We start from the raw sequence: 25,861 nt of genomic DNA, 5'->3' as shown, positions 1-25,861 counted from the left end.
GCTCCGTGACGGTGCTCCGCGAGGACGAGGAGGCTCCCATGCACGCGCCCGACAGCTGCCCCGACACCGGCTCCGGGACCCGCCAGCACCGCGTCGTCGCGACCTTCGCCAGCGGCCTGCGACCCGGCCTGCGCTCCACCCTGCGCGCCGCCCTGCTCGGCGGCCTCGTGGCCCTCGTGGCCGCGGCCGGGGTCACCGTGGCGGCCGGCACCCCGGCGTCCGCGGAGGAGACGGCCGACCGGACGACCGCGGGCACCGTGCTCGCCCTGCGCCTGACCTCGGCGGACGGCACCCCGGTGACCGGGTCCGGCACCCTGCGCCTGTACCGCTGGAACGCCCTCGACGGGCGGTTCGAGGCGCTGGCGGACACCGTCCCGGTCAGCGTCGCCTCCGCCACGTCGGTGGTGCGGCGCGTGGCCCTCTCCCGGCCCGGCCGCTACTACGCCGTCCTGCGCTCCGACGACGGCCTCGCCGACGCCGTGAGCGGCAGCGCCCGACCCACCGGCAAGCGGGACGCCGGCGTGGCCCGCGTGGCCGCCCACACCCGCACCCGGCTCGACGTCCCGCTCGCGGCCGCCGCCGGGCGCGTCACCCTGTCGGGGCGGGCCCTGGACGCCTCCGGCGCGCCGATCGCCGGCCTGCCGGTGGCGGTCCACGAGGTGGACGACGTCTCCCGGCTGAGCACCACCACGACCGACGAGAGCGGCTGCTGGCGCCTGCGCGTGCGCCCCGACCGCGACGTCACCGTCTCGGTCAACACGCCCGCCGACGCCGCCGGCAACCCGGTCGGGGCCGCCTGGGACCCGACCCTGCTCGACCTGCACAGCCCCGCCTCCGGCGTCCTGCGCGTGGGTGCGGTGGGCCTCGAGGCCGCCAGCACCCGGATGCTGACCGGGCGAGTCGTCCTGCCGGACGGCTCGCCGCTGGCCGGCGCCGACGTGGTCCTCCAGCCCGCCTTCGGGGTGCCGTGGGGCCGCTTCACGTGGCTGACCACGCACACGGACGCCGAGGGCCGGTTCTCGCGCCAGGTGCCCGCCGGCGCCTCCTACCTGGTCACGGTGGAGGACCTGCCCGGCGACGGCCAGACCGAGACCCTCGTGGCCTGGGGCGCCGCCGTGGACGCGGCCGAGAACACCGCCTTCCGCGTGGACGATGCCGACGTCGACACCGGCGACCTCGTGGCCGGTGGACTCGAGTCCGGCGCTCGCACGCTGAGCGGCGTCGTCACGGGGCCGGACGGCCCGGCCGCCGGCGTCCGCCTCTCGCTCTGGCAGTGGCGCGCGGGCGCCCTGCGTCGGCCCGCGGGCGAGGTGCCCGCGACGGTGACCACCGATGCCGAGGGCCGCTACACGCTCGCCGGGCTGCCCGACGGGTGGTGGGCGCTGCGGGTCGAGGTGACCGCGCGGCCGCGCACGTGGTCGTGGGTGGGCGGCCAGCGACCCTCGTCCCTGGACGCGGCGGGCACGCTGTCCACCGTCGGCACCGACGCGGGTGCCGACGTGCAGGTGGCCGCACCGACGAGGACCGCCGTCCGGGTCCGCTGGGTGCGCGGCACCCGGGGGCGGTCGGTGCGGGTCGTGGCGCGGGTGCGGATCAGCGCCCTCTCCGACGCCGACGCCTTCTCCGGCCGCGTCCGCTTCCTCGACCGCGGGGTGCCGGTGGGCACCGTCGAGGTCGGGTCGCAGGGCGTGGCCCGGGTGCGGCTCGACCACCTCAGCGGCGGTCGGCACCGCTTCCAGGCGCGGTTCCTGGGCAGCCCCGGGAGCCTGCACTCGCTGAGCCGCCAGGTCGCGGTCCGGGTCGACTGAGCCCGCGCGGTCCTCGGCGAGGGTGCCGGGGTCAGGCCGGCAGCAGGAACCCCTCGCGCACCATCTCCGCCAGCAGCGGGAGGGTGTCCTCGCGCGTGGCGGCCTCGTCGAGGTCGAGCAGCTGGGAGACGGCGTCGAGGATGACGCCGACGGGCAGCTCGCCGTCGCAGGCGCCGACCACCGCGGCCAGCACCGTGTCGACCTGCCGGGCGCGGCGCATCCCCGTCTGCTGGCGCAGCACGATCGTCTCGGGGTCCTCGGCGCCCGCGGCGCCCTGGGTCTCCTGCCGCACGTCGGCCCGCAGCGTGAGCGTGCTGTCGGCGTCCACCTGCACGCGGGCGGCGTCGGCCCAGGCGGCCACGGCCGGGGCGATCGGCTGCTCGACCTCGTAGGGCCAGCTCAGCAGCTCGTGGACGCCGCCGGCGCGGGTGTCGTCCTCGTCGCGGCGGCGCAGGTCGATCCAGCCGAAGCCGATCCCCTCGACGCCCTGCTCCTCCAGCCAGGAGAGCCACGTGTCGTAGCGACGGTGGTACTCGGCCACGTCGGTGTTGCCGGTGCTCGGGTGGTGGCCGGAGTCCTTCAGCCACAGCTCGACGTAGGCGGCGGGGTCGAGCACCTCGCGCTGCACCACGAACGCGTCGGTGTCGGCGTCCAGCCAGGAGCCGAGCCGCTCGTCCCACGGCTGACCGGCGGCGATGACCCAGTTGGCCAGCACCTGGCACCAGCCGCCGGGGTTGAGGTGGCCGGGGGCGGCGCGGACGATGTCCTCGACGACGCGGTCGCCGGGCAGGCCCGAGTCGCGGTAGACGAGGCGCTCGCCCGTGGCCGGGGAGATCACGAACGGCGGGTTGGTGGCGATCAGGTCGAACCGCTCGCCGGCGACCGGCTCGAAGAACGACCCGTCACGCACCTCGATGCGGTCGTCGAGGTCGTTGAGCGCCGCGTTGAAGCGCGCCAGGTCGAGCGCGCGGGCGTTGACGTCGGTGGCCACGACCGCGCCGGCGTGCCGGGCCAGGTGGAGCGCCTGGACGCCGCAGCCGGTGCCGAGGTCGAGGGCGCTGCCGACGTCCTCGCGCAGGGTGAGCTGGGCGAGCGAGGTGGAGGCGGGGCTGATGCCCAGGACGTGGTCGGAGCCCACGCGGGCCGGGGTGCCGTCGAGGCCGGGGGTGAGGTCGGAGACGACCCAGAAGTGGTCGGTGACGACCTCGCCGTCGGCCAGGCGCTCGCTGGCGTAGGGGCGGACGTCGAGGCGCGCCGCGACCTCGCCGATGGAGTGGGTCAGCACGCCACGGGAGGCGAGCCGGTCGACCAGGCCCGGGAGCGCCGCCTCGGCCGCCGAGGCCGCGACCGGCACCTGGAGCAGGAACAGCCGGACCAGCGTCTCCAGCGGCGAGCCGCCGCGCGTGCGGCGCAGCCCGGGCACCGTCTCGTTGCGGGCGAGGGCGTCGTGCGCCAGGGGTCCGAGCAGCCCGGAGACCGACTCGAAGGTGAAGTCCGCCGCCACGAGGGCGTCGCGGAGCAGGTGGGGCAGGTCCCGGTGGTCGTCGCTCACGGGGGCGAGCCTAGACACGCCCCCGGGCACCGGCCGAGCGGTGTCCGGGGACGTGGCGGGGCGGCCGCGGGCCTCGCTGCGCCCGCGCGTGCCGTCAGCGGCGGGCGACCCGCACGGGGACCCGCACCGAGGACGCGGCGACGCCGGTGTTGCCGGTGTAGCGGACGACCAGGACGTGGCGGCCGGCGGCCAGGCGCGGGAGCCGGAGCGTGGCCCGGCCGGCGTCCGTGGCCCGCAGGCGCGTGCCGGCGAGCGTCCGGCCGCCGTCGAGGACGAGGACGCGCCCGCCGTGGGTGGGGACCCCGCGGGCGACGACGCCGACCCGCAGCCGCGCCCGGGTGGCCCGGGTGACGCGCGAGGACAGGAGGCGCGCGCTCACCTTGGCGGGCGCCTGGCGGGCGGTGACCGCGTCGCTGGTGGCCACGGCCGTCGCGTGGCCGGCCCAGGCGCTGGTGGCGGCCACGGACAGGTCGTGGCCGACGTCGCGCGGCAGCACCGCGTAGACCGCGGACGTGGCGCCGTCGATCGGCTCGCCGTCGCGCAGCCACTGGTAGGCGCTGCTGGCGGTCACCTCCGACCAGGTCGGTCCGTCGACGGCGAGCCGCCGGCCGGCGCGGGCGAGGCCGCTGAGAGCGGGTGCCACGGTGACCTCCGGTGCGTCACCCAGCAGGCCCACCACCGGGGCGGTGCTCACCGAGCCCACCTCGAGGCCCAGGAGCAGCGCCCGGACCGTCAGGACCAGCTCCTCGCCGACGTCCGCGGAGGTGACGACGTGGTCGAGCGAGGTGGCGCCGGGGATCGGGACGCCGCCGCGGGTCCACTGGAGGACCGTGTCGTCCAGCAGGCCGTCCCACACCGGGTCGAGGACGCTGAGGGTCTCGCCGACCTTGCCGGTGCCCGTCACGAGCGGGACGGGGGCGGTGATGGCCTGGGGCACCGGCGCCCCGGGGACGACCGCGAGGGCGGGGCCGGGACGCTCCGAGCCGTCGAGCAGGTCGGACGCGGTGGCGGGGGCGACGCCCAGCCCGAGCGCGAGCACGAGGCCGGCGAGGGGGAGGGTGCGCAGGAGAGGACGGCTGGGCCGCATGGGGGGACCTCCGAGGGACGGTGCGCGTGCACGATGACGCGCCGGTGCCGTCGACGGTAGGAAGCCGCGGGCGCCCCGGAGGACTTGTTGCGCCGCCTCGTCCGGGCAGGCTGGATGGGCCCGTTCCCTCAGGTCGGGCGGGGTGCTGCCGAGCGGTGGGCCGGCCTCAGCTGGAGGCGAGCGCGGCGTCGGCGGAGTCGTGGATGACGAACACCTTGGCGAGGCCGGTGATGCGGAAGATCTTGAGCAGGCGGTCCTGCGTGCAGACGAGCTGGAGGGAGCCGTCGTGGGCGCGGACCTTCTTCAGGCCGCCCACGAGGACGCCGAGGCCGGTGGAGTCGAGGAACTCGACGGCCTCCATGTCGATCACGAGGTGGTAGACGCCGGCGGCGACGAGCTCGGTGATCTTGTCCCGCAGCTTCGGCGCGGTGTAGACGTCGATCTCACCGCCGACCGCCACGATGGTCGTGCCATCGACGTCGCGGGTGGTGAGGGTGAGGTCCACGGTGGGGTCTCCGTTCGTGCTGCGTGCCTTGGGGGAGGCCGACCGGGCGCGCGGGGGCCGACCGAGGACATGAAACCACGACAGCCCTCACCCCTGCACGAGTACGGGCACACGTGACGGACCCCGGGCGGCCCTCCGAGAGGCTGCCGACCGGCCTGGCGTGCGCGATCGGGACTGTCGGTGTCCTCTGCCACCATCGACCTCGATGACCCGTACAGACCACCCCACCCCACCGCCCGCGTCACCGGCTCCGGCGGCTGTCGGCGTGCCGGGGCAGTGGGACGCCGGTGCACCGCGCGGACCGGTGGGGGGTCTGGTCCGCGGCCTGGCCGTGGGCCGGGAGGACCGGCTGACGCACGTCCGGGAGCTGCCGCCGCGTCCGGGCCGCGGCGTCCCGTGGCCGGCGTGGGCCTCGCCCGCGGTGGTCGAGGCCTTCGGCGCGCGCGGGGTCGTCACCCCGTGGACCCACCAGGTCGCCGCGGCCGACGCCGCGCACCGCGGCGAGCACGTCCTGGTCTCCACGGGCACCGCCTCCGGCAAGTCCCTCGCCTTCCAGCTGCCGGCACTCTCGGCCGTGCTCGAGGCGCGCGGACGACGCGGGCAGCGTGGCGCCTCGGTGCTCTACGTCTCCCCCACCAAGGCCCTCGCGCAGGACCAGCTGGCCTCGGTGCGCGGCCTCGGCTTGGACGTCCGGGCCACCACCCACGACGGGGACTCCACCCCCGAGCAGCGGGAGTGGGCGCGCGACCACGGGGAGTACCTGCTCACCAACCCCGACATGCTGCACCGCTCGATGCTGCCCGGCCACGAGCGGTGGTCCGGCTTCTGGCGCTCGCTGCGCTACGTGGTGCTCGACGAGTGCCACCACTACCGCGGCGTGTTCGGCGCGCACGTCGGTCACGTCGTGCGCCGGCTGCGCCGGGTGGCGGCCGCGCACGGCGCCGACCCGGTCTTCGTGCTCGCGTCGGCCACCGTCGCGGAGCCCGCGGCGACCGGGCGGCTGCTCACCGGCCTCGAGGTGCGGCCGGTCACCGACGACGGCTCGCCCCGCGGCAGCGTCAGCGTCGGTCTGTGGGAGCCGCCGCTGACCAGCGCGACCGGGGAGAACGGGGCCCCGGTGCGCCGCTCGGCGAGCACCGAGACCGCCGGGCTGCTCGCCGACCTGGTGGCCGGCGGCACCCGCACCCTGGCCTTCGTCCGCAGTCGCCGGGGCGTCGAGCAGGTCGCGCTCACCGCGGCGGACGCGGTCGCCGAGGTGGACCCGGCCCTGGTCGGCCGCGTCGCCGCCTACCGCGGCGGCTACCTGCCCGAGGAGCGGCGCGACCTGGAGTCGGCGCTGCGCACCGGCCGCCTGCTCGGTCTCGCGGCCACCAACGCCCTCGAGCTGGGCATCGACGTCGCCGGCCTCGACGCCGTGCTCCTGGCCGGGTTCCCCGGCACCCGCGCGGCCTTCTGGCAGCAGGTCGGCCGTGCCGGCCGCTCCGGGCAGGACGCCGGCGCCGTGCTCGTGGCCCGGGACGACCCTCTCGACACCTACCTCGTGCACCACCCGGACGCGTTGTTCGACCGGCCCGTCGAGGCGACGGTGTTCGACCCCGACAACCCGTACGTGCTGGCGCCGCACCTGTGCGCGGCCGCGCAGGAGCAGCCCCTGACCGAGGACGACCTGGCCGTGTTCGGCGAGGCCTCCCGCCCGGTGCTCGACCAGCTGGTGGCGGGCGGCCTGCTGCGCCGCCGTCCCCGCGGCTGGTTCTGGACCGACCAGCGGCGCGCCGCCGACCTCACCGACCTGCGCTCCGGAGGGGCCCGGCACGTGAACCTCGTCGAGACCGGCACCGGCCGCGTCGTCGGCACCGTGGACGGCGCCTCCGCGCACGCCCAGGCCCACCCCGGCGCGGTCTACGTCCACCGGGGCGAGACCTACCTCGTGGCCGACCTCGACCTGGAGGAGCACGTCGCCGTCGTCGAGCGCGCCGACCCCGACTACTCGACCTTCGCCCGCGAGAGCGTCGGCATCCGGGTCGTCGAGGAGGTCGAGGGCCAGGACTGGGGCCGCTGCCGGCTGGCCCGCGGCAGCGTGGAGGTCTCGAGCAGGGTCGTCTCCTTCCTCAAGCGGCGCGTGCCGTCGGGCGAGGTGCTGGCGGAGGAGCCGCTGGACCTGCCCGAGCGCACCCTGCGCACCTCGGCGGTGTGGTGGACGGTGCCCGACGAGGTCCTGCTCGCCGCGGGGCTGGTCGCCGCGGGGCTGGTCGACGGGGGGCTGGTCGACGGGGGGCTGGTCGACGACGGCGGCGAGGCCGGGGCCGGCGTGGACCTGGGCGGTGCCGCCCATGCCGCCGAGCACTGCTCGATCGGGCTGCTGCCGCTCTTCGCGACCTGCGACCGGTGGGACATCGGCGGCGTGTCCACCGTCATCCACCCCGACACCGGGCGGCTGACCGTCTTCGTGCACGACGGCCATCCCGGTGGGGCGGGGTTCGCCGATCGCGGCTACCGCGCCGCGCCCGCGTGGCTGCGCGCCACCCGGGAGGCGATCGCCGCCTGCGAGTGCGCCGAGGGCTGCCCCTCGTGCGTGCAGTCGCCCAAGTGCGGCAACCAGAACAACCCGCTGGACAAGGCCGGGGCGGTGCGACTGCTCGACGCGCTGCTGGCCGGAGCACCGGACTGAGGGTCCCGCCCCGAGGGCCCGGGCCCTGAGGGTCAGTCAGCCTCCGGGGCCGGCCCGAGCCTGGGCGTGCACCTCGACCAGTCCGCCGAGCAGGTCACCGACGGAGCCGCTGACCTCCAGCAGCAGGTCGGGGCCGAGCAGGGAGCAGGTCTCCACCGTGGAGCCGTTGGCCGCGACCACCCCGGCGGCGGCCGCGCAGCCGTCGCCGCCGTCCGCGTGGGCGCGGGCGCCGGCCAGCGCTCCGAGGTCCGCGGCGGTCTGGGCGCGGCGCTGCGCCACGGCGGCGGCCGCACCGGCCCCGAGCACCGCCCCCACGAGCGCGAGGACCGCGACCGCCGTGGTCGCCAGGACGGCCGCCGCACCTCGCTCGCCCCGGTGCCGGGCCTCGGGCCGGGTCATGGCGCAGGCACCGGCACGGGCCCCGAGGCGCCGCCGGCGTCCTCGAGAGCGGCCGTGGCCTCGGCGTGCACGTCGGCGCCGGGGAGGTGGGCCAGCAGCCCGCCGGGTCCACGGACCGTGGCCGTCACCGTGACGACGACCGTGCCCCCGCCCGCGCTGGTGCGCAGCACCGCGCCCTCGGGGCCGACGTCGGAGACCAGGCCCTCGGCGACGGCCGGCGACTCGCCACGGGCCAGCACGCGCGCGGCCTCGCGGGCCGCGTCCGTGGCCCGCAGCTGCGCGAGGCCGACCACGAGCAGCCAGGTCATGGCGGCGGTGACCGCCAGGAGGAGCGGGAGCACCATGGCGGCCTCGGCCGTCACGGCACCCCGCTCCCCCCGACGTGCCGGGTGGGGCCGTGCCCTCACCCGATGCCCAGCAGGCCGAGGACGTGCTCGAACAGGGTGTTGAGCAGGCTCTCGCCGAGGCCGCCGGTGAGCAGCGTGAACAGCAGACCGGCCAGGCCGGCGCCGGCGGCGGTGCCGACCGCGTACTCGGCGGTGGTGATGCCGCGCTCGTCGCGCTGCGGGCCGGGGCCGGCGACGGGGCCGGTGATGGAGCCGGTGATGGAGCCGGTGATGGAGCGGGTGGGTCGGGTGGTCATGCGGGTCTCCCCTCGTGGGTGGCCGCCGTGTGCGGCCGTGCCCCTCCACCCTCGGTCGCCGCGGGCCTGCGTGGCGGGGATGCGCCGACGGCTGTGGACGCGGGTGCCACGCGGACCGCCTGTGGACGCTCCGCGGCCGTACCCTGACGAGGCCGCGGCGCTCCGCGGCCACAGCGATCCCCCCGGAGGAACCCCGTGCCCCGCTTCCCCACCCTGCCGCCGCTGCCCGACGTCGTGGTGCCCGCGTTCGTGCACGCCACGCGGGCCCAGCGCGTCTTCGCCACCGAGCAGGCGGCTCACGAGCACGTGGAGTCGCGTGCCCTGCGCCCGGCTCCGTTCGGGCCGCCGCCGCTGCTGCGCCGCGACGTGACCGTCACCGCCGAGCGGGTCGACGGGTGGCCGGTCTACACGGTCCGCCCGCGCTCGGGGTCGACCCGAGGCGCGGTCGTGTACTCCCACGGCGGCGGCTGGGTCAACGAGATCTCCGCGTTCCACTGGTACCTCGTGGCCCAGGTCGCGGTGGAGGCGGCCACCACGGTGGTCGTCCCCATCTACCCGCTCGTCCCCTTCGGCACGGCCGCCGAGGTCGCCGAGGGCGTGGCCGCGCTGGTCCGCCGCACCGAGGCCGAGCACGGACCGACCAGCGTCGCGGGCGACTCCGCCGGCGGACAGATCTCCCTCTCGGTGGCCCAGGTGCTGCGGGACGCCGGCCACGTGCTGCCCGCGACGGTGCTCATCTCACCGGCGCTGGACCTGTCGCTCTCCAACCCGGCGATCCCGCCGATGGAGCACACCGACCCGTGGCTGGCGCGCGAGGGCGGCCTGTACCTGGCCAAGCGCTGGGCCGGCGACCTGCCGCTGGACGACCCGCGGGTCAGCCCCCTCTTCGGGGACCTGACCGGGCTGGGGCCGCTCACCCAGTTCACCGGCACCCGGGACATCCTCAACCCGGACGCGCGGCTGCTGGCCGAGAAGGCCGCCGCGGCGGGCGTCGCCTGCGAGCAGCACGAGGTGGAGGGCCAGCTGCACGTGTACCCGCTGACCCCGACGAAGCCGGGGTCCCAGGCGCGGGCGCGGATCGTGGAGGTCCTGCGCGCGGCTCCCCGCGGCTGAGCACCGGCCCGGAGACTGCGAGGTCAGCCCAGGACGCCGGCCAGCATCCCGGCTGCGACCGGCACGATCCCGAGCAGCACGAACGAGGGCAGCAGCAGGAGGCCCAGCGGCACGGCCGCCTTCACGCCCACGGCACGGGCGGCGTCCTCCGCCGAGGCACGCGCGTCGGCGGCGAGCTGGTCGGCCAGCCGGTCGACCGCGTCCGAGACCGACGCCCCGGCGTCGTGGGCCCGACGGAACGCCTGGCCGAGCGGGCCGAGCGCGGGGTCCCGCGCGAGCTGGGCCCACACGAGGCCGGGCTCGGCCCCGAGGTCGAGCCGACGCGTGGCCGCGCGCAGCCGTTCCGCGCCCGGGCCCGGGAGCGCGTCCACGGCCAGGCCGAGCGCGCGCCCGGGGTCGGCGCCACCGGCCAGCGACGTGGCGACCAGGCCCACCAATGCGGGCAGGTCGGCCGTCGACCTCCGCTCGGCCTCGCGCGCGTGGGCTGCCGCCCTTCCCCGCACACGCCGCAGCAGCAGCCCGGCCACCACCAGGCCCGCCGGGACCCCCAGCAGCGGGCCGAGCAGCACCGGCCCCGCGACCAGCGCCGTCAGCGGCACGAGCAGCAGCAGCCGGGAGTGCTCGGGCGGGACCGTCACGGCAGGCGACCCCGCAGGCGACCCCGCAGGCGACGGGAGCGCCGGGGCGAGCGCCCCGGGCCGGACGGGGAGGAGCAGCGCCAGGGCGGCGCCGGCGCACAGGGCCGCCGCGGGCAGCAGCAGGGCGCTCATGCCCGCCTCCGGGCGTCCGCGGCCAGGCGCTCGATCCAGGTGAGGCCGGCCGCCCCGAGGAGCAGCCCGAGCCCGAGGCACACGAGCCCGACGGGCGAGCCCAGCAGGAACTGCCAGGGGGCGGCACCAGTGGAGGCGCCCAGCAGCAGCGCGGGCACGGGCAGCAGCGCCACCAGGCGCGCGGTGGCCCGCGCCGAGGCCAGCTCGGAACGAACGACCCGGCGCGTGGCGCGGGCACGGGTCTGGTCCTCGACGCAGCGCTGGAGCGCCTCGGCGAGCCCGTGGCCGGTGCGGTGGGCGACCTCCCAGACGGCCGCGACGAGCCGCAGGTCCGCGGCACCCGGCGCGGCCGACAGCGCCCGCCAGGCGGCGGGGACGTCGGCCCCGACCCGGTGCGCCCGGGCCACGGCGTCGGCCGGGGGCCACGTGCGGGCCGCGTCCGCGAGGGCGGGGCCGGGCGGGCGTCCGGCGCGCAGGTCCCCGGCCAGGTGCTCGCACAGCAGCGCCACCTGCTCGCCGGTGGCCACGGCGCGTCGCTCCGCCCGGGTGGCGCGCACCAGTCGCACCGCGACCGCCACGGCGGGCGAGACCGCGACCAGCACCGCCAGCGCGGAGCCGGCTCCGCCGAGGAGCAGCGCCAGGCCGAGCACGAGGACGGCGGCCGCGCCCGCGGGCCACCAGCGCGCGGCGGAGCGGGTGGCGGCCGTCCCCGGCCCGCGGGCAGGAGCCGGCAGCAGCGCCGCGGCCCCGGCTGCCGCCAGCCCGGCGCTGACGGCGAGGAGGGCAGCCGCGCCCGTCATCCGAGGGGCTCCGTCGCGTCGTCCGGGCCGGCGACCAGCGCCGCCAGCACGTCGACAGCCGGACCCTCCACGAGCCGGCCGTCGACCACGCGGACGGCCTCCTCGACCCGCACCCGACCGGTGTGCGGCTCGGGCACGACGACCCCGACCTCAGCGAGGCCTCGGCGTCCCTCCCGGCCGCGGGCGACGTGCAGCACGACGTGCAGGCCCGCCCCCAGCTGGCTGTGGACGGCCTCGCGGTCGAGCCCGGCGGCAAGGGCGAGGGCCTCCACGCGGGCCGGCACGTCGGCCGGGGAGTTGGCGTGCAGGGTGCCGCAGCCGCCCTCGTGGCCCGTGTTGAGCGCGGCCAGGAGGTCCACGACCTCCGCGCCGCGCACCTCGCCGACGACCAGCCGGTCCGGGCGCATGCGCAGCGCCTGCCGCACGAGGGTGGCCAGGGTGATCTCACCGGCGCCCTCGACGTTGGGCGGGCGGGCCTCGAGCCCCACGACGTGCGGGTGCTCGGGCCGCAGCTCCCCGGCGTCCTCGACGAGCACGAGCCGCTCGCCGGGCGGCACCTCGGAGAGCAGGCCCGCCAGCATGGTCGTCTTGCCCGCGCCCGTGCCGCCGGTGACCAGGAAGGCCAGCCGTGCGTGGACCACCGCGCGGAGCAGGCGGGCCGCCGCCAGCGGCAGCGCCCCGCGGGCCACCAGCTCGTCGAGGGCGAGCACCTGCGACGGCGGCACGCGCAGCGAGATGGTGGTGCCCGGTCGCGCCAGCGGCGCGAGGACGGCGTGGAACCGGGTGCCGTCGGGCAGCCGGAGGTCGCAGTGCGGCACGGCGTCGTCCAGCCGACGGCCGGCGCCGGCGGCGAGCCGCTGGGCCAGGCGGCGCACGGCGCCGTCGTCGGCGAAGCGCACGTCGGCCGGCTCCAGACCGCGGCCGCGGTCCACGAAGACCGCCTCGGGTCCGTTGACCAGGACGTCGGTGACGCCCGGCAGCCGCAGCAGCGGCTCGAGCGGCCCCGCGCCGACGACGTCGCGGGTGAGCGCCTCGTGCACGGCCAGCACCGTCGCGTCGCCCACCGGTCGGCCGCCCTCGCGCAGCGCCGCCGCCACCCGCTGGGGCGTCAGCGCCCCGGGGCTGGCCACCAGGCGGTCGCGGACGCGCTCCACCAGGGCCGTCACGTCCGGGGCCAGGGCCGGGGAGGCGGGGAACGACGGGCTCACGCGGCCCGCCCACCGGCGTCGCCGCGTCGCTGGGGCACGCCGCCGAGCGCGAGCCGGTCGAGCACCTCGCGGCAGGCGCGGCCCAGGGTGCCGCGTCGGTTGCGAACCGGGCCCAGCCCGAGGTCGACGGACTCGGCCACCCCGCGCTGCTCGCCGGTGCGGGCCAGCACGGGCACGCCGACCGCGGCGACCAGGGCGGCCTCGTCGTCGGCGCGGCCACGCAGCAGCCCGGCGGTGGGGGCCACCGCACGGCAGGTGGCGGCGACCCGGGCCGCCGCCGCGGCCCCGAGCAGGTCGGGGCGGAGCACGACCACCACCAGGTCGCAGCGCCCCACCAGGTCGGGGTCGAGACCGTGCCGGGGGAGGTCGACGACCACCAGGTCGTGGCCACGCCGCGCGGCGTCCACGACCTCGCGCAGCAGCGCCGGGCGCGGGGCGTCCGGGCCCTGCCGGCGGGAGGCACCGCGTCGGCCGGCCAGCGAGCCGGCGAAGGACAGCGTGCCGAGGGTGCCGCGGTGGGGCACGGCCTCGCGCAGCGACCGGGCGCCGAGGCGGCCGTCGGTGCCGGCCAGGTCCTCCCAGCGCACCCCGTCGGCGTGCTCCAGGCCGAGCACCCGGTCGGTCCCCGGGCCGACCGGGTCGGCGTCGACGACGAGCGCGGCGCCGGCGTCCGCACCGACCTGGGCCAGGCCGCAGGCGAGGGTCGTCGCGCCCGCACCACCGCTGCCGGCGACCACGCCGACCACCCGACCCGGGCTCGACTGCTCGCCCACGTCGGCCAGCAGCCGGGCCAGGGCCGCGTCCTGGTCGGGCACGGGCACCGCCGAGGTGGCCCCCAGGTCCAGCGCCCAGCGGTAGCAGCCCTCGAGCAGGTCGACGCGGGCGAGCACGTGCAGGCCGGGCCGCCGGCGGGGGCGGAGCACGGTGAGCTCCTCGAGCAGGTCCGCGCCCAGGAGCACGAGCGGGCAGTCCTCCCACGCGCGCAGTGCCGCGCCGGCGTCCTCGACCAGGTGGACGGCCACCCCCGCCGCGGCCGCCAGCCGCCCGACCTCCGCGACGAGCGCGGGGTCGCGCGAGGCGAGCAGCACCGGGGAGGCGGCGGAGACGTCGGGCGGCAGCGCGTCGGCGGACAGGGACTCGGAGGACAGGGAGTCGGCGGGCGTGAGGTCCATGCACCCCACGGTGCGGTTCCGCGCACGCCCCCGGGAGTGCTCGCGCGGCGCCTGGGGACGAGGGTGCTGCGGCGGGTGGCTGTGGACACCAGGTGGCCCGACGCGGGGCGGTCGTCGGGGAGGGCTACCCTCGGCGCATGCCCGCCGCCGCGGCCTTCTTCGACCTCGACAAGACGATCATCGCCAAGTCGAGCACCTTCGCGTTCAGCCGACCCTTCCAGGCCGGCGGGCTGATCTCGCGCTCGGCCGTGCTGCGCTCGGCCTACACGCAGTTCGTCTACCTCGTCGGCGGCGCGGACCACGACCAGATGGAGAAGATGCGGCAGTTCATGTCGCAGCTGGTGGAGGGCTGGGACGTCGCGACCGTCCGCGAGATCGTCGCCGACACCCTGCACGAGATCGTCGACCCCATCGTCTACTCCGAGGCCGTGGAGCTCATCGCCCTGCACCACGCGGCCGGCCGCGAGGTCGTGATCGTCTCCGCCTCCGGCGCGGACGTCGTCGCCCCGATCGGGGAGCTGCTGGGCGCCGACCACGTCGTCGCCACCCGCCTGGAGGTCGGCGAGGACGGCCGCTACACCGGCGACATCGCCTACTACGCCTACGCGGAGGAGAAGGCGGCCGCGGTGCGCGAGCTGGCCGAGGAGCGCGGGTACGACCTGTCGGCCTGCTACGCCTACAGCGACTCCATCACCGACCTCCCGATGCTGGAGGAGGTCGGGCACCCCTCCGCGGTGAACCCCGACCGCGAGCTGCGCAAGGCCGCGAAGGAGCGCGAGTGGCCGGTGCTCCGCTTCGACGTGCCCGTGGCGCTGAAGCCGCAGGTCAAGGGGCCGGCGATCACGGCCGCGGCGCTGCTGTCCGCGGGCGGCGCGGCCGCCGTGGGCGTGTGGTGGACGCTGCGCCGCGGGCGCCACGAGGGCTGAGCGCGACGACCTCCCCCGAGGGTGCGCGGGCCGTGGTGGGAAGGTCTCTCCCGCGGCGTCCAGTGCCCCGGGTCCCGCAAGGTACCGACGAGTAGCCCTTGTGGCTCACGTCACACGCAGGTATCAATGGGGTTACGGACAACACCACAAGCAGCACCTGACCGGCGGTACCCACGCGGCGACCCACCCTTCTCACCAGGGCGCTGAACCAGCCGGGCCAGTCAGCCCCGGCGGCAGCAATGAGAGTGCACGCCTGGTAGCCGTACGGTCAGGTGCCGGCGGTGGCCCTCGGAAGCCCACGCGCTCCCGGGGGCCACCAGCGTTTTTCCCCTGTTCGCCGACGCCGGGCCGACGCCGGGCCGACGCCGGGCCGGCCCCGGCTGCGTCGGCTCAGTCGGCCGCGCGACGCAGCGGCGAGGCCTCGGCGGCGGCCGCGTAGGCGCGCGCGCAGTGCAGGAGCCACGCGTGGACGCCGGCCTGCCCACCGTCCCGGTAGCCCAGCAGCGCCTGCTGGTACTCGGCACGCATCGCCAGGTGCCCGGCTTCCGGCACCACCAGCGACTTCTCGTCCACCCCGCGGGCCACGAGGACGAGGCGCTCCGCCGCGCGCGCGACGATGCCGTCGTGGGAGCCGAACGGGCCCAGCGTCGCCAGCTCCGCGTGCACGACCGCGGCCACCACGAGCGCCGGGGCCCGCGTGGTGGCGGTGAGCAGCTGGGCGAGCCCGCGCAGCCGCGTGGCCGCCTCCTCGTCCCGCGGGCGGCCGAGCCGCTCCTCGGGCACCTCCCCCGCCCCGGCCAGGGCGTGGATGCGCGCCAGCGCCTGCAGCGGCGTGCTCCGCAGGAGCGGGGCCAGGGAGAGCAGCGCCGTGCTGACCCGGAGGGCGGCCAGGACGTGCCGGTCCTCGACCTCGCCGCTGCGCACCTGCGCGAGCGTCGCCTCGGAGCCGGCCAGCACCGCGGAGGCGTGCGCGCCACGCAGCAGCGACTCCGAGGTGGTCTCGGGGCTGGTGCGCCGCAGACCGCGGTCGCGCAGCACCACGTCCACGGCGTCGCGGGCCGCGACGTACGCGCTCGGGACGCCCTCCAGGGACAGCAGCGGGGCCAGCGGGTCGGCACTCACCCCGGCAGGCTACCCACGACCCGCCGCCGGGCGTCACACGGAGCAGGCCCCCGCCGACGCCGAGCGCCACGCCGCACGCCACGCCGCGCGGCAGCACCCGGCCGGGCCGCACGGGGGCTACGCTCCGCAGGGATGAGCGAGCACCAGCCCCACGGACGGTCCTTCGGGTCCGTCGCCGCGGCCTACGACCGCGGCCGCCCGGGCTACCCGCCCGAGTCGGCGGCGTGGCTGACGGGTGAGCGCCCCTGTCGCGTCCTCGAGCTCGGTGCCGGCACCGGCAAGCTCACGGCCGCCCTGCTGGACCTGGGCCACCAGGTCACGGCCACCGACCCGGACCCGGCGATGCTGGAGATCCTGTCCCAGCGACTGCCCGACGTGCCCGTCGAGGTCGCCTCGGCCGAGTCCCTGCCGTTCGCGGCCGGCTCGTTCGACGTGGTGGTCGCCGCGCAGGCCTTCCACTGGTTCGACGCCGCCACGGCGCTGCCGGAGATCGTGCGCGTGCTCGCCCCGGCCGGCCGACTGGCCGTCGTGTGGAACTCCTTCGACGCCCGCGTCCCCTGGGTGCGGCGCCTCAGCCGGATGATCGGCGAGCAGGACCAGCGCGCCGACCTCGCCGACGAGATCCTGGGCAGCCCCCTGCTGGAGCAGCACGAGGACGCCGAGCACCGGCACTGGCACGTCGTGGACTCCCACTCGATCGCCGACATGACGGCCTCCCGGTCGAACGTCGCCGCGATGCCGGAGGAGCAGCGCGAGCAGGTGCTCGCCGACGTCGCGGAGCTCTACGACGGCTACGGCCGCGGCATGGACGGGATGCAGCTGCCGCTGGTGGCCCGCTGCTGGGCTGCCCAGGCGGCGCCCCGGCCCGAGCCGAGCCCCGAGGAGGTCGAGCGCGAGGCCCGCCTCGAGGCCGAGCGGGCGGCTCAGCTGCGGGCCGAGCAGGGCTGGTCGGGCCACGAGTGGGACGACGAGCAGCCGTTCGACGATCCCTCCGCGCGCACGGGCGAGCAGGCGGTCGTGGACGAGGACGACGACCGCATGGTCATCACCACCGGCAGCCTCCCCCGCATCCAGGTCTCCCTCGGCGAGGCCCCGCTCGCCGTCTTCGAGGACGAGGGCCTGCTCCTCATCGACCTGCACTGACGGGTCCGGGCGAGGGCCACGACAGGAGGTGCCGCCGATGAACGAGCCCCGCGCCCGCCGCGGCTGGCGCCGCCGGCACCTGGGCACCGACGCCGAGCTGGCGACGTTCCGCACGCTGCACACCGCCTCGCTCGCGGCCCCCGCGCTGCGCGCCGGGCTGAGCCAGGACAGCGCCGCGGCCGCCGTCCCGCACCTGCGAGCGCTCCTGGACGCACCCGCGATCGCGCTCACCGACACCGCCGACGTCCTCGCCTGGGACGGGGAGGCCTACCACCACGCCGAGCACGTGCCGGCGATCGTGGCCGCGACCCTCGAGCGGCAGGGCCCGCGGGCCTTCGACCGCCGCGACCTGCGCTGCACGGTGCGCGAGTGCGAGATCCGCTCCGCCGTCTCCTCGCCGCTGGTCGTGGAGGACCGGGTCGTGGGCACTCTGGTCGCCTTCGACACCTTCCCCGGCGCCGGCCTGGCCCGCACGGCCGAGGAGGTCGCGCGGTGGGTCTCGGGCCAGCTCGAGCTGGCCGAGCTGGACTCCTCGCGCACGCGGCTGATGGAGGCCGAGGTCCGCGCGCTGCGGGCGCAGATCAGCCCGCACTTCATCTTCAACTCCCTCGGCGCGATCGCCAGCTTCGTGCGCACCGACCCCGAGCGGGCCCGTGAGCTGCTGCTGGAGTTCGCGGACTTCACCCGCTACTCCTTCCGCAAGCACGGCGAGTTCACGACGCTCTCGGAGGAGCTGCGCTCGATCGAGCAGTACCTGCTGCTGGAGCAGGCCCGCTTCGGCGACCGGCTGGCCGTCACCCTCGTCGTGGCCCCCGAGGTGCTGCCGGTGGTCATCCCGTTCCTGTGCGTGCAGCCGCTGGTGGAGAACGCCGTGCGGCACGGCCTGGAGGGGCAGCCCGAGGGCGGGCGCATCCGCATCTCGGCGCGGGACGCCGGCCTCGACTGCGTGATCGAGGTGGACGACGACGGCGCCGGCGAGGACCCCGAGCGGATCGCCCGGGTCCTGGCCGGGGACCACGAGAACGACTCGGTCGGCCTGGGCAACGTCGACGCGCGCCTGCGCGCCACGTACGGGGAGGAGTACGGCCTGGTCGTGGAGACCGCCCGTGGCGCGGGCACCCGGGTGATCGTCCGGGTGCCGAAGTTCGCCCCGGGCGTGCTGGCCTGAGCCCGCGAGGCACGGCTGCCCGCACCTCCTGGCGTCCGGGCCGTCGGTACGGCAGGGTGAGCCAGCACACGGGGCGCCGAGGGCGGCGCTGCCGAGAGGGGGACGAGGCGGCGTGACTGGTCTGAGGGTGCTGGTCGTCGACGACGAGCGGCCTGCGCTGGACGAGCTGACGTTCCTGCTCGGCCGCGACGAGCGGGTCGGCACCGTGCTGGCCGCGGCCTCGGCCACCGAGGCGCTGCGGCTGCTGCGCGAGACCGGCGTGGACGCGGTCTTCCTCGACGTCCAGATGCCCGGCCTCTCCGGCCTGGAGCTGGGCGAGCTGCTCGGCAACTTCCGCACCCCGCCGCGGATCGTCTTCGTCACCGCCCACGAGGAGCACGCCCTGCAGGCCTTCGACCTCCAGGCCGTCGACTACGTGCTCAAGCCGGTGCGCGCGGACCGGCTGGCCGAGGCGGTCCGTCGCCTGGGCGGCCCCGCGGAGGCGCCGAGCGCGCCCGCCGACGTCCAGATCCCCGTCGAGCTGGGCGGCGTCACGCGGTTCGTGCAGCGCAGCGCGATCACCCACGTGGAGGCGCAGGGCGACTACGCGCGGCTGCACACCGGGGAGGGCTCGCACCTGGTCCGGACCCCGCTCACCGCCCTCGAGGACGAGTGGGGCACGGCCGGCTTCGTCCGCATCCACCGCTCGCTGCTGGTCTCGATGCAGCACGTCACCGAGGTCCGGATGGAGGCCGGCCGCTGCTCGGTGGTGGTCTCCGGCGGCGCCGAGCTGGGCGTCAGCCGGCGCCACACCCGCCAGCTGCGCGAGCGGCTGGCCCGGCGCAACCAGGCGTGAGCCGGGCATGAGCAGGGCGTGAGCAGGGCGTGAGCCGGCGCGGGCCGGGGGGCAGGCCATGAGCAGCGAGCGGCCGCAGCGGGTCCGGGTGACCGGGCCCGCCCGCCGCCGTCCGCCCCGGGCCCGGGTGCACGAGGTGGACGCCGAGTCCCGCCTCGGCTCCCTGTACCTGCGCGCGCTCGTGCGCGAGCAGTGGTGGCTGGGGCTGCGCACGCTGGCGCTGCTGATGCTCGGGCTCGGCACCCTGCCGGTGCTGTTCTTCGCGCTGCCCGACCTGGCGTCCGTGCACGTGCTCGGCGTCGGGCTCGCCTGGTGGCTGCTCGGCGTGGCGCCCTACCCGCTGCTGGTGGCGCTGGCCTGGCGGCACGTGCGGCGCGCGGAGCGCAACGAGGACACCTTCACCGCGCTCCTGGAGGAGCTGGACGGCCCCCGCTCCGGTGGCCCGGACGACGGCGGGCGAGCGTGACCGGCGCACCGGTGTGGCCGGGCGCGGTGGCGGTGGCGCTGGTGGTGGTCGCGACGCTGGCCATCGGCAGCCTGGGGCTGCGGCTCTCGCGCACGACCAGCGACTTCATGGTCGCCTCGCGCACGGTGCCGGCGTTCACCAACGCCTCGGCGATCAGCGGGGAGTACCTCTCGGCGGCCTCGTTCCTGGGCGTCGCCGGCCTGCTGCTGACCTTCGGTGCCGACATGCTCTGGTACCCCGTCGGCTGGACGGCCGGCTACCTCGTCATGCTCGCCCTCGTCTCCGCGCCGCTGCGTCGCTCGGGCGCCTACACGTTGCCCGACTTCGCCGAGGCCCGGCTGGGCTCGCGGCGGGTGCGGACCATCTGCTCGGTGCTGGTGGTGGCCGTCGGCTGGCTCTACCTGCTGCCCCTGTTCCAGGGCGCGGGCGTGATGCTCGGCGCGGCGCTCGGCCTGCCCACCTGGATCGGCCCGGCCGGCGTCGCCTCGGTCGTGCTGGTCAACGTGATCGGCGGCGGGATGCGCTCGATCACCCTGGTGCAGGCGGTGCAGTACTGGTTCAAGCTCACCGCCCTGCTGCTGCCGGCGGCGGTGCTGCTGGCCGTCTGGCTCGGCGACGGCCGCCCCGACACCGAGCGCCTGGGCCGGCCCGACTTCCCCACCGACGTCCTCGCCTGGTCGAACCCGCTCGCCGACGGGGGCGCCCAGGGCCTCTACCTGACCTACGCCCTGATCGCCGCCACGTTCTTCGGCACGATGGGCCTGCCGCACGTGGTGGTGCGCTTCTACACCAACCCCGACGGCCGCTCCGCACGCCGCAGCACGCTGCTGGTGCTGGCGCTGCTGGGGCTGTTCTACCTGGTGCCACCGGTCTACGGAGCGCTCGGCCGGGTCTACGCCCCGGAGCTGGCGGCCTCGGGCGAGTCCGACCTGCTCGTGCTGCTCCTGCCCCGGATCGTGGTGCCCGGCCTCGGCGGCGACCTGCTCACCGGCCTCGTGGTCGCGGGCGCGTTCGCCGCGTTCCTCTCCACCTCCTCCGGCCTCGCCATCGCGGTGGCGGGCGTGCTCGGGCAGGACGTCACCGGCCGCTCGTGGGGCGGACGACGGCTCGGCGGCGTGGCCGCCTTCCGGCTCGGCGCCGTCATCGCCGTCGTGGTGCCGGCCGCCGTCGCGCTGGGCGAGCCGAGCGCCGGGGTGGCCACCACCGTGGGGCTGGCCTTCGCGGTGGCCGCCTCCACCTTCGCCCCGCTGCTGATGCTGGGCATCTGGTGGCGTCGGCTCACGCCCACCGGCGCGGGTGCGGGGCTGGTCGTGGGCGGGCTCGGCTCGGGCGCGGCCGCGCTCACCACCCTCTACCTGGACGGCCCGGCCGGCTGGGTCGGCGTGCTGGCCGCGCGGCCCGCGCTGTGGAGCATCCCGCTCGCCACCGCCGTGATGATGCTGGTCAGCCTGGCCACCCAGCGCACCGTGCCCCCCGGCGTCCGCCGGTTCATGGTGCGTCTGCACACCCCCGAGGCCCTCGACCTCGACCGAGGCTGACCCGCGGCGTCGGAGGGGGACGTCATACGGAGCGGACGCAGTCTCCCTCAGAGGTATGACGTCCCGCTCAGTGCGGCGCGTGGTGCTCGGCGTCCCCGTGCTTCCAGTACCCCTTCACGACGCTGTGGCTGACCCCGAGCGCGGAGAGCCGGGCTCGGGCGGGCGAGACGATCGACTGCTCGGCGGCGACGAAGGCGAGCCCGGCGTCGGGCGCACCGGGCGGCGTCCAGGCCATGACGGCCTCGGCCAGCGGGGCGGTGTCGCCGGTGGCCACGTCGGGTGCGACGAGCACCGAGACGTCGGCCGCCGCGAGCGAGTCGAGGTGCGGCTCGGCGTCCTCGGCGGAGGCGACGAGCAGCAGCACGGTCGCCGGAGCGCCCCCGGCCGTGGCCAGGTGCCGCCGGATCGCGGGGAGCGCGGTGAGGTCGCCGGCGAGCAGCCACCACGCCGGCGTCCCGTCGACCACCAGCGACCCGCGGGGCCCGCCGACGCCGGCCGGGTCACCGGGCCGAGCGCGGGAGACCCAGTCCGAGGCGTGCCCGCCGGGGTGGACGACCAGGTCGAGGGTCAGCCAGGCCTCGGCACCCGTGCCGCCCCACGCCACCGGGGTGTACTCGCGGGAGACGGGCCTCGGGTCCCCCGGACCCGGCGGCACCAGGCCCTCCGGCCCGATCTCCGGCAGCACCAGGGAGCCGTCGGCCCCGGGCACGAACAGCCGCAGGTGGTCGTCGGCGCCGGCGGAGGCGAATCCCTCCAGGTCGGCGCCCGTGAGCACCACCCGGCGGTACCGCGGCCCGAGGTCGGCCACGGAGGCCACGACCGCTCGTCGCAGCACGAGGTCCGCCCGACGACGGACGAGCTCGAACGGGGCGTCTCGGTGGACGGGAGGGTTGCCGACGTCTGTAGTCATGCGCTTAGGCTTACCTTACTGAGGCGACCCTCATCCACCCCGGATCGACGATCGCGTCGATCGCGGAACCCGATGGCCCGCCCAGCACCTTCCCCATCAGCCGACCGGCGCACCGACCGCCCACCCGGGCACCACGCCGGCCGACCCCCGAGAGGAACGACTCCCCGTGAGCCCCCGCAGCACCCCGATCACCCGCCTGGCCGCCGTCGCCGCCGCACTCCCCCTCGTCGCCGTCCTCGCCGCGTGCGGCAGCGACTCCGAGGCCGAGGAGGCCGCGAGCACGGTCACCGTCACCACCGCCCAGGGCGAGGTGGAGGTCCCGGCGCAGCCGCAGACGATCGTCAGCTACGACCTCGGCACCATCGACATCATCGACGCCCTCGGCGGCGACGTGGCGGGCGTGCCCGACGCGACGTTCCCCGACTACCTCACGAGCGTCCAGGACGACGCCGAGGTGGTCGGCAGCTTCTTCGAGCCCGACTTCGAGGCCGTCGCGGAGCTCGACCCCGACCTGATCATCGTCTCGGGCCGCAGCCTGGACTCGATGGACGACCTCGCCGAGATCGCCACCACCATCGACCTCTCCGTCGACGAGACCGACTACTGGGCCAGCGTCCAGTCCAACGTCGAGGCGCTCGGCACCATCCTGGGCGCCGACGACGAGGCCACCGCTGTCGTCGCGGACGTGCAGACCCAGATCGACGAGGCCACCGAGGTCACCGCGGACGCCGGCACCGGCCTGATCGTCCTCACCACCGGCGGCGAGGTCTCCGCGTACGGCGCCGGCTCGCGCTTCGGCATCGTCCACGACCTGCTCGGCGTCGAGCCGGCCGTCGACATCGACGCCGAGACCCACGGCGAGCCGGTGAGCTTCGAGTACGTCGCCGAGGCGAACCCCGACTGGCTGTTCGTCATCGACCGCGACGCCGCGATCGGCGAGACCGGCGGCGAGTCCGCCGAGGCCATCCTCGACAACGCGGTCGTCGACTCCACCACGGCGTGGAGCGAGGGCCAGGTCGTCTACCTCGACGGCGTCGTCTGGTACCTGGCCGGCGGCGGCATCACCGCCATGAGCGAGATGGTCAGCAACGTGACCGAGGGGATCGAGTCCTGACACCCCCGCCCAGCACCGCCACCCCGGTACGGCCCGCCCAGGCCGTGCCGGGGTCCGGTGCGTCCGGAGCCCCTGCCAGGCGCCGCAGCCGCTGGCTCCTCCCCGCCGTCCTGGCGGTCGTGGCTCTCGCCGTGCTCAGCACCTTCGTGGGCGTGGCCAGCGTGACCCCCGCCGCCCTGCTGCGCGGTGACGCGGACGCCTGGCAGCTGCTCGCCGTCTCCCGGCTCCCGCGCACGGCCGCGCTGATCCTGGTGGGCGTCTCGCTCGCGGTCGCCGGCCTCGTCATGCAGCTGCTGGTGCGCAACCGGTTCGTCGACCCCTCCACCTCCGGCGCGGTCGACGCCTCGATGCTCGGCCTGCTCGCGGTGATGATCGTCGCGCCCGGCATGCCCGTCATCGGCAAGATGCTGGTCGCGGCCCTGTTCGCGCTGGCCGGCACCGGCCTGTTCCTGCTGCTGCTCTCCCGGATGCCCCTGCGCTCCCCCATCACCGTGCCTCTCGTCGGCATCACGTTCGGCGGCGTGCTGGGTGCCGCCGGGTCGTTCGTGGCCTACGAGCAGGACCTCATCCAGTCGATGCTCGCCTGGCGCACGGCCGACTTCTCCGGCCTGCTCGCCGGCCGCTACGAGCTGCTCTGGGTCGCCGCCGCCCTGGCCGTCGTCGTGTGGTTCCTGGCCGACCGCCTCACCATCGCCGGCCTCGGGCAGGACGCCGCCACCGGCCTCGGCCTCTCCTACCGGACCGTGATGATCACCGGCATGGTCGTGGTCTCGCTGATCAGCGCCACGGTCACAGCCACCGTGGGCGACGTGCCGTTCCTCGGTCTCATCGTGCCCAACGTCGTCAGCCTCCTGGTCGGCGACCACGCCCGCCGCTCGGTGCCCTGGGTCGCGCTGCTGGGCGCCGGGTTCCTGCTGCTGTGCGACGTCATCGGCCGCCTCGTCCGCTACCCCTACGAGGTGCCGCTCGGCGTCGTCGTGGGCGTGCTCGGCAGCGCCGCGTTCCTCTACCTGCTCGTGAAGGGGTCGCGTCGTGTCGGCTGACCTCTCCGTGCCCACCCGGCGCAGGCGGAACAACAAGCAGGACGCCAGCAGCGCCCGCGCGGCCGCCCGCCGACCGGGCCTGATCACGGGTGTCGCCCTGGCCGTCGCCGTCCTGGCCTGCGCGGGCTTCGTGCTCGTCGACCTGCCCGGAGCCTGGGAGTACGCGCTGCGGCTGCGGCTGCGCACCGTCTCGGCGCTCGTGCTGGTCGCGGTCGCCGTGGCCGTCTCGACCGTGCTGTTCCAGACGGTGACGGCCAACCGCATCCTCACCCCCGGCCTCATGGGGTTCGACGCCCTCTACCTGCTCGTGCAGACGGCGGTCGTGTTCTTCGCCGGCGCCGGGGCGCTCGGCGGGGCTGCCGGCGGCGGCATCGCCGGGTCACTGCTGTGGCTGGTCGAGGTCGGCGTCATGGTCGTGCTCATCACCGCGCTCTCGCGCTGGCTCTTGCTCGGCGCCCGGCGCGACCTGCAGATCGTCGTGCTCGTCGGCGTCGTGGTCGGCACCCTGCTGCGCAGCGTCACCACGATGCTGCAGCGGATGCTCGACCCGGCCTCGTTCGCGGTGCTCCAGGACTCGTTCTTCGCCTCGTTCGGCACCGTCGAGGAGGACCTGCTGACCATCAGCGCCGTCGTCGTCCTCGCCACCCTGGCCGTGCTGTTCGCGTTCCGCCACGTCTTCGACGTGCTGGCCCTGGGCCGCGAGGCCGCCACCAGCCTCGGCGTCGACCACCGCCGCGCGGTGCTGTGGGTGATGGTCGCCGTGGCCGTGCTGGTCTCGGTCTCGACCGCGCTGGTCGGGCCGATCACGTTCTTCGGCCTGCTGGTCGCGAACCTCGCCTACGTGGCGGTCGGTCACGCGCACCGCTGGTCGATCCCCGCCGCGTCCGCCTTCGCGGTCATCACCCTCGTCGTCGGCCAGTGGCTGCTCGACCGGGTCTTCGACTTCGGCACCGGACTGTCCATCATCATCGAGCTCGGCGGCGGCGTGCTGTTCCTCGCGCTGCTCCTCGGAAGGGCCCGCCTGTGATCACCACCGACTCCCTGACCAAGCGCTACGGCGCCAGCACGGTCGTCCACGAGGTCACCCTCGAGCTGGCCCGCCCCGGCGTCACCGCGCTCATCGGCCCCAACGGCGCTGGCAAGTCGACGCTGCTCTCCCTGGTCGGGCGGCTCGCGGACGCCGACGGCGGGGCCGCGCTCGTCGACGGCATGGACGTCGCCACCACCCGCAGCCGCGACCTGGCCAAGCGGCTCGCGATCCTGCGGCAGGAGCACCACCTCGAGGCGCGGCTGTCGGTGCGCGACCTGGTCGGCTTCGGGCGGTTCCCGCACAGCCGCGGGCGACCGGGCCCCGAGGACGAGGCGGTCGTGGCCGACGTCCTGACCCGCCTGAGCCTGGACGACCTCGCCGACCGCTACCTCGACGAGCTCTCCGGCGGGCAGCGCCAGCGGGCGTTCATCGCGATGGCGCTCGCGCAGGACACCGAGTACCTGCTGCTCGACGAGCCCCTCAACAACCTCGACCTCGCGCACGCGGTGGCCATCATGCGGCTGCTGCGCACCGCGGCCGACGAGCTGGGCAAGCGGGTCGTCGTCGTCCTGCACGACATCAACTTCGCCTCGCGCTGGTCGGACGAGATCGTCGCGCTCGCCGACGGCCGGGTCGTCGCCCAGGGCCCGCCCGCCGACGTCATCCGCCCCGAGGTGCTCGAGGACCTCTACGGCGTCCCCGTCTCCGTGCACGAGGTCGACGGGCACCGGGTCGCCGTCTACTACGGCTAGGCATGCCCTGGGCGGGGTACGACCCACCACAGTCGTGGGTTCGGGCGGGCAGAACCCCGCAATGGGGGGGGGGGTCCCCGGGGGGCCCC

Annotated in this window: 25 protein-coding genes; 13 read left to right on the top strand and 12 right to left on the bottom strand. The window is 76.5% G+C overall.

What is annotated here, in order from left to right:
• Positions 1–38 precede the first annotated feature (38 nt).
• Positions 39–1,808, top strand: a complete 1,770-nt coding sequence (locus M8316_RS19005; protein ID WP_250057272.1) for an MSCRAMM family protein — start codon at positions 39–41, stop codon at positions 1,806–1,808.
• 31 nt (positions 1,809–1,839) lie between these two features.
• On the opposite strand, the gene M8316_RS19000 is transcribed toward M8316_RS19005, so the two are convergent.
• The 3 genes from M8316_RS19000 to M8316_RS18990 form a co-directional block, all read right to left on the bottom strand.
• Entirely contained in the window at positions 1,840–3,360 is a 1,521-nt protein-coding gene (locus tag M8316_RS19000; RefSeq protein WP_250057270.1) for a DUF7059 domain-containing protein, read from the bottom strand.
• Positions 3,361–3,454: 94 nt separating this feature from the next.
• Positions 3,455–4,447, bottom strand: a complete 993-nt coding sequence (locus M8316_RS18995; protein WP_250057268.1) for an Ig-like domain repeat protein — start codon at positions 4,445–4,447, stop codon at positions 3,455–3,457.
• 166 nt (positions 4,448–4,613) lie between these two features.
• Positions 4,614–4,952 (bottom strand): anti-sigma factor antagonist, encoded by a 339-nt coding sequence (locus M8316_RS18990; RefSeq protein ID WP_250057266.1) that lies wholly within the window; start codon positions 4,950–4,952, stop codon positions 4,614–4,616.
• 304 nt (positions 4,953–5,256) lie between these two features.
• Between M8316_RS18990 and sftH the strand changes: the two genes are divergently transcribed.
• Positions 5,257–7,620, top strand: a complete 2,364-nt coding sequence (sftH, locus tag M8316_RS18985; RefSeq protein ID WP_250057257.1) for a DEAD/DEAH box helicase — start codon at positions 5,257–5,259, stop codon at positions 7,618–7,620.
• Between the two features lie 36 nt (positions 7,621–7,656).
• On the opposite strand, the gene M8316_RS18980 is transcribed toward sftH, so the two are convergent.
• Genes M8316_RS18980 through M8316_RS18970 form a run of 3 tightly spaced genes read right to left on the bottom strand, consistent with a single transcriptional unit; the run spans position 7,657 to position 8,662 of the window.
• Entirely contained in the window at positions 7,657–8,019 is a 363-nt protein-coding gene (locus M8316_RS18980; RefSeq protein WP_250057255.1) for an Rv3654c family TadE-like protein, read from the bottom strand.
• Entirely contained in the window at positions 8,016–8,381 is a 366-nt protein-coding gene (locus M8316_RS18975; protein ID WP_250057253.1) for a TadE family protein, read from the bottom strand. Before M8316_RS18975 ends, M8316_RS18980 begins: the two co-directional genes overlap by 4 nt.
• Before the next feature lie 41 nt (positions 8,382–8,422).
• Positions 8,423–8,662: a DUF4244 domain-containing protein gene (locus M8316_RS18970; RefSeq protein ID WP_250057251.1), complete on the bottom strand. Its 240-nt coding sequence runs from the start codon at positions 8,660–8,662 to the stop codon at positions 8,423–8,425.
• Between the two features lie 195 nt (positions 8,663–8,857).
• On the opposite strand from M8316_RS18970, the gene M8316_RS18965 reads away from it, so the two are divergent.
• Positions 8,858–9,775 (top strand): alpha/beta hydrolase fold domain-containing protein, encoded by a 918-nt coding sequence (locus M8316_RS18965; RefSeq protein WP_250057249.1) that lies wholly within the window; start codon positions 8,858–8,860, stop codon positions 9,773–9,775.
• Between the two features lie 23 nt (positions 9,776–9,798).
• Here M8316_RS18965 and M8316_RS18960 read toward each other — a convergent pair whose 3' ends face one another.
• From M8316_RS18960 to ssd, 4 genes are read right to left on the bottom strand one after another with little or no spacing between them, the layout of a single operon-like run.
• A complete protein-coding gene (locus tag M8316_RS18960; protein ID WP_250057247.1) occupies positions 9,799–10,545 on the bottom strand; it encodes a type II secretion system F family protein in 747 nt (248 codons plus the stop codon).
• Positions 10,542–11,345, bottom strand: a complete 804-nt coding sequence (locus M8316_RS18955; protein ID WP_250057245.1) for a type II secretion system F family protein — start codon at positions 11,343–11,345, stop codon at positions 10,542–10,544. The genes M8316_RS18960 and M8316_RS18955 overlap by 4 nt, the downstream gene beginning before the upstream one ends.
• Positions 11,342–12,553 (bottom strand): TadA family conjugal transfer-associated ATPase, encoded by a 1,212-nt coding sequence (locus M8316_RS18950; RefSeq protein WP_250057243.1) that lies wholly within the window; start codon positions 12,551–12,553, stop codon positions 11,342–11,344. Before M8316_RS18950 ends, M8316_RS18955 begins: the two co-directional genes overlap by 4 nt.
• Positions 12,550–13,725, bottom strand: a complete 1,176-nt coding sequence (ssd, locus tag M8316_RS18945; RefSeq protein ID WP_250057241.1) for a septum site-determining protein Ssd — start codon at positions 13,723–13,725, stop codon at positions 12,550–12,552. Before ssd ends, M8316_RS18950 begins: the two co-directional genes overlap by 4 nt.
• Before the next feature lie 137 nt (positions 13,726–13,862).
• On the opposite strand from ssd, the gene M8316_RS18940 reads away from it, so the two are divergent.
• Positions 13,863–14,651 (top strand): HAD family hydrolase, encoded by a 789-nt coding sequence (locus M8316_RS18940; RefSeq protein ID WP_250057239.1) that lies wholly within the window; start codon positions 13,863–13,865, stop codon positions 14,649–14,651.
• A 390-nt stretch (positions 14,652–15,041) separates the two neighbouring features.
• On the opposite strand, the gene M8316_RS18935 is transcribed toward M8316_RS18940, so the two are convergent.
• Complete coding sequence (locus M8316_RS18935) at positions 15,042–15,773, bottom strand: Fic family protein (RefSeq protein ID WP_250057230.1); 732 nt, start codon at positions 15,771–15,773, stop codon at positions 15,042–15,044.
• Between the two features lie 132 nt (positions 15,774–15,905).
• Between M8316_RS18935 and M8316_RS18930 the strand changes: the two genes are divergently transcribed.
• The 5 genes from M8316_RS18930 to M8316_RS18910 all read left to right on the top strand — a co-directional run bounded on the left by M8316_RS18930 (position 15,906) and on the right by M8316_RS18910 (position 20,923).
• Complete coding sequence (locus tag M8316_RS18930) at positions 15,906–16,916, top strand: class I SAM-dependent methyltransferase (RefSeq protein WP_250057227.1); 1,011 nt, start codon at positions 15,906–15,908, stop codon at positions 16,914–16,916.
• Positions 16,917–16,953: 37 nt separating this feature from the next.
• Positions 16,954–18,084, top strand: a complete 1,131-nt coding sequence (locus M8316_RS18925) for a sensor histidine kinase (protein WP_250057226.1) — start codon at positions 16,954–16,956, stop codon at positions 18,082–18,084.
• 112 nt (positions 18,085–18,196) lie between these two features.
• Positions 18,197–18,919, top strand: a complete 723-nt coding sequence (locus M8316_RS18920; protein WP_250057223.1) for a LytR/AlgR family response regulator transcription factor — start codon at positions 18,197–18,199, stop codon at positions 18,917–18,919.
• A gap of 58 nt (positions 18,920–18,977) precedes the next feature.
• Positions 18,978–19,385, top strand: coding sequence for a DUF485 domain-containing protein (locus M8316_RS18915; RefSeq protein WP_250057221.1), 408 nt, complete (start codon positions 18,978–18,980; stop codon positions 19,383–19,385).
• Complete coding sequence (locus M8316_RS18910) at positions 19,382–20,923, top strand: sodium/solute symporter (RefSeq protein ID WP_250057219.1); 1,542 nt, start codon at positions 19,382–19,384, stop codon at positions 20,921–20,923. Before M8316_RS18915 ends, M8316_RS18910 begins: the two co-directional genes overlap by 4 nt.
• A gap of 67 nt (positions 20,924–20,990) precedes the next feature.
• Here M8316_RS18910 and M8316_RS18905 read toward each other — a convergent pair whose 3' ends face one another.
• Positions 20,991–21,833 (bottom strand): siderophore-interacting protein, encoded by an 843-nt coding sequence (locus M8316_RS18905; protein ID WP_250057217.1) that lies wholly within the window; start codon positions 21,831–21,833, stop codon positions 20,991–20,993.
• 166 nt (positions 21,834–21,999) lie between these two features.
• Here M8316_RS18905 and M8316_RS18900 point away from each other — a divergent pair, with 166 nt between their 5' ends.
• From M8316_RS18900 to M8316_RS18885, 4 genes are read left to right on the top strand one after another with little or no spacing between them, the layout of a single operon-like run.
• Complete coding sequence (locus M8316_RS18900) at positions 22,000–22,947, top strand: siderophore ABC transporter substrate-binding protein (protein WP_250057215.1); 948 nt, start codon at positions 22,000–22,002, stop codon at positions 22,945–22,947.
• Positions 22,833–23,990, top strand: a complete 1,158-nt coding sequence (locus tag M8316_RS18895; RefSeq protein ID WP_308196056.1) for an ABC transporter permease — start codon at positions 22,833–22,835, stop codon at positions 23,988–23,990. The genes M8316_RS18900 and M8316_RS18895 overlap by 115 nt, the downstream gene beginning before the upstream one ends.
• Positions 23,980–25,017, top strand: coding sequence for an iron chelate uptake ABC transporter family permease subunit (locus M8316_RS18890; RefSeq protein ID WP_250057211.1), 1,038 nt, complete (start codon positions 23,980–23,982; stop codon positions 25,015–25,017). The genes M8316_RS18895 and M8316_RS18890 overlap by 11 nt, the downstream gene beginning before the upstream one ends.
• On the top strand, positions 25,014–25,772 hold the full coding sequence (locus M8316_RS18885; protein ID WP_250057209.1) for an iron ABC transporter ATP-binding protein: 759 nt from the start codon (positions 25,014–25,016) through the stop codon (positions 25,770–25,772). Before M8316_RS18890 ends, M8316_RS18885 begins: the two co-directional genes overlap by 4 nt.
• Positions 25,773–25,861: the final 89 nt, after the last annotated feature.

This window comes from Nocardioides bruguierae (assembly GCF_023554635.1).
Taxonomy (GTDB): domain Bacteria; phylum Actinomycetota; class Actinomycetes; order Propionibacteriales; family Nocardioidaceae; genus Nocardioides; species Nocardioides bruguierae.
The sequence above is the reverse complement of the archived record's forward strand: the minus strand, read 5'-3'. Positions and strand labels throughout refer to the sequence as shown.

Coding starts and splice junctions, on each gene's coding strand:
- M8316_RS19005 (WP_250057272.1), top strand. CDS start 39: ATGCACGCGCCCGACAGCTGCCCCGACACCGGCTCCGGGACCCGCCAG.
- M8316_RS18995 (WP_250057268.1), bottom strand. CDS start 4,447: ATGCGGCCCAGCCGTCCTCTCCTGCGCACCCTCCCCCTCGCCGGCCTC.
- M8316_RS18980 (WP_250057255.1), bottom strand. CDS start 8,019: ATGACCCGGCCCGAGGCCCGGCACCGGGGCGAGCGAGGTGCGGCGGCC.
- M8316_RS18970 (WP_250057251.1), bottom strand. CDS start 8,662: ATGACCACCCGACCCACCCGCTCCATCACCGGCTCCATCACCGGCTCC.
- M8316_RS18960 (WP_250057247.1), bottom strand. CDS start 10,545: ATGAGCGCCCTGCTGCTGCCCGCGGCGGCCCTGTGCGCCGGCGCCGCC.
- M8316_RS18955 (WP_250057245.1), bottom strand. CDS start 11,345: ATGACGGGCGCGGCTGCCCTCCTCGCCGTCAGCGCCGGGCTGGCGGCA.
- ssd (WP_250057241.1), bottom strand. CDS start 13,725: ATGGACCTCACGCCCGCCGACTCCCTGTCCTCCGAGTCCCTGTCCGCC.
- M8316_RS18940 (WP_250057239.1), top strand. CDS start 13,863: ATGCCCGCCGCCGCGGCCTTCTTCGACCTCGACAAGACGATCATCGCC.
- M8316_RS18930 (WP_250057227.1), top strand. CDS start 15,906: ATGAGCGAGCACCAGCCCCACGGACGGTCCTTCGGGTCCGTCGCCGCG.
- M8316_RS18925 (WP_250057226.1), top strand. CDS start 16,954: ATGAACGAGCCCCGCGCCCGCCGCGGCTGGCGCCGCCGGCACCTGGGC.
- M8316_RS18915 (WP_250057221.1), top strand. CDS start 18,978: ATGAGCAGCGAGCGGCCGCAGCGGGTCCGGGTGACCGGGCCCGCCCGC.
- M8316_RS18905 (WP_250057217.1), bottom strand. CDS start 21,833: ATGACTACAGACGTCGGCAACCCTCCCGTCCACCGAGACGCCCCGTTC.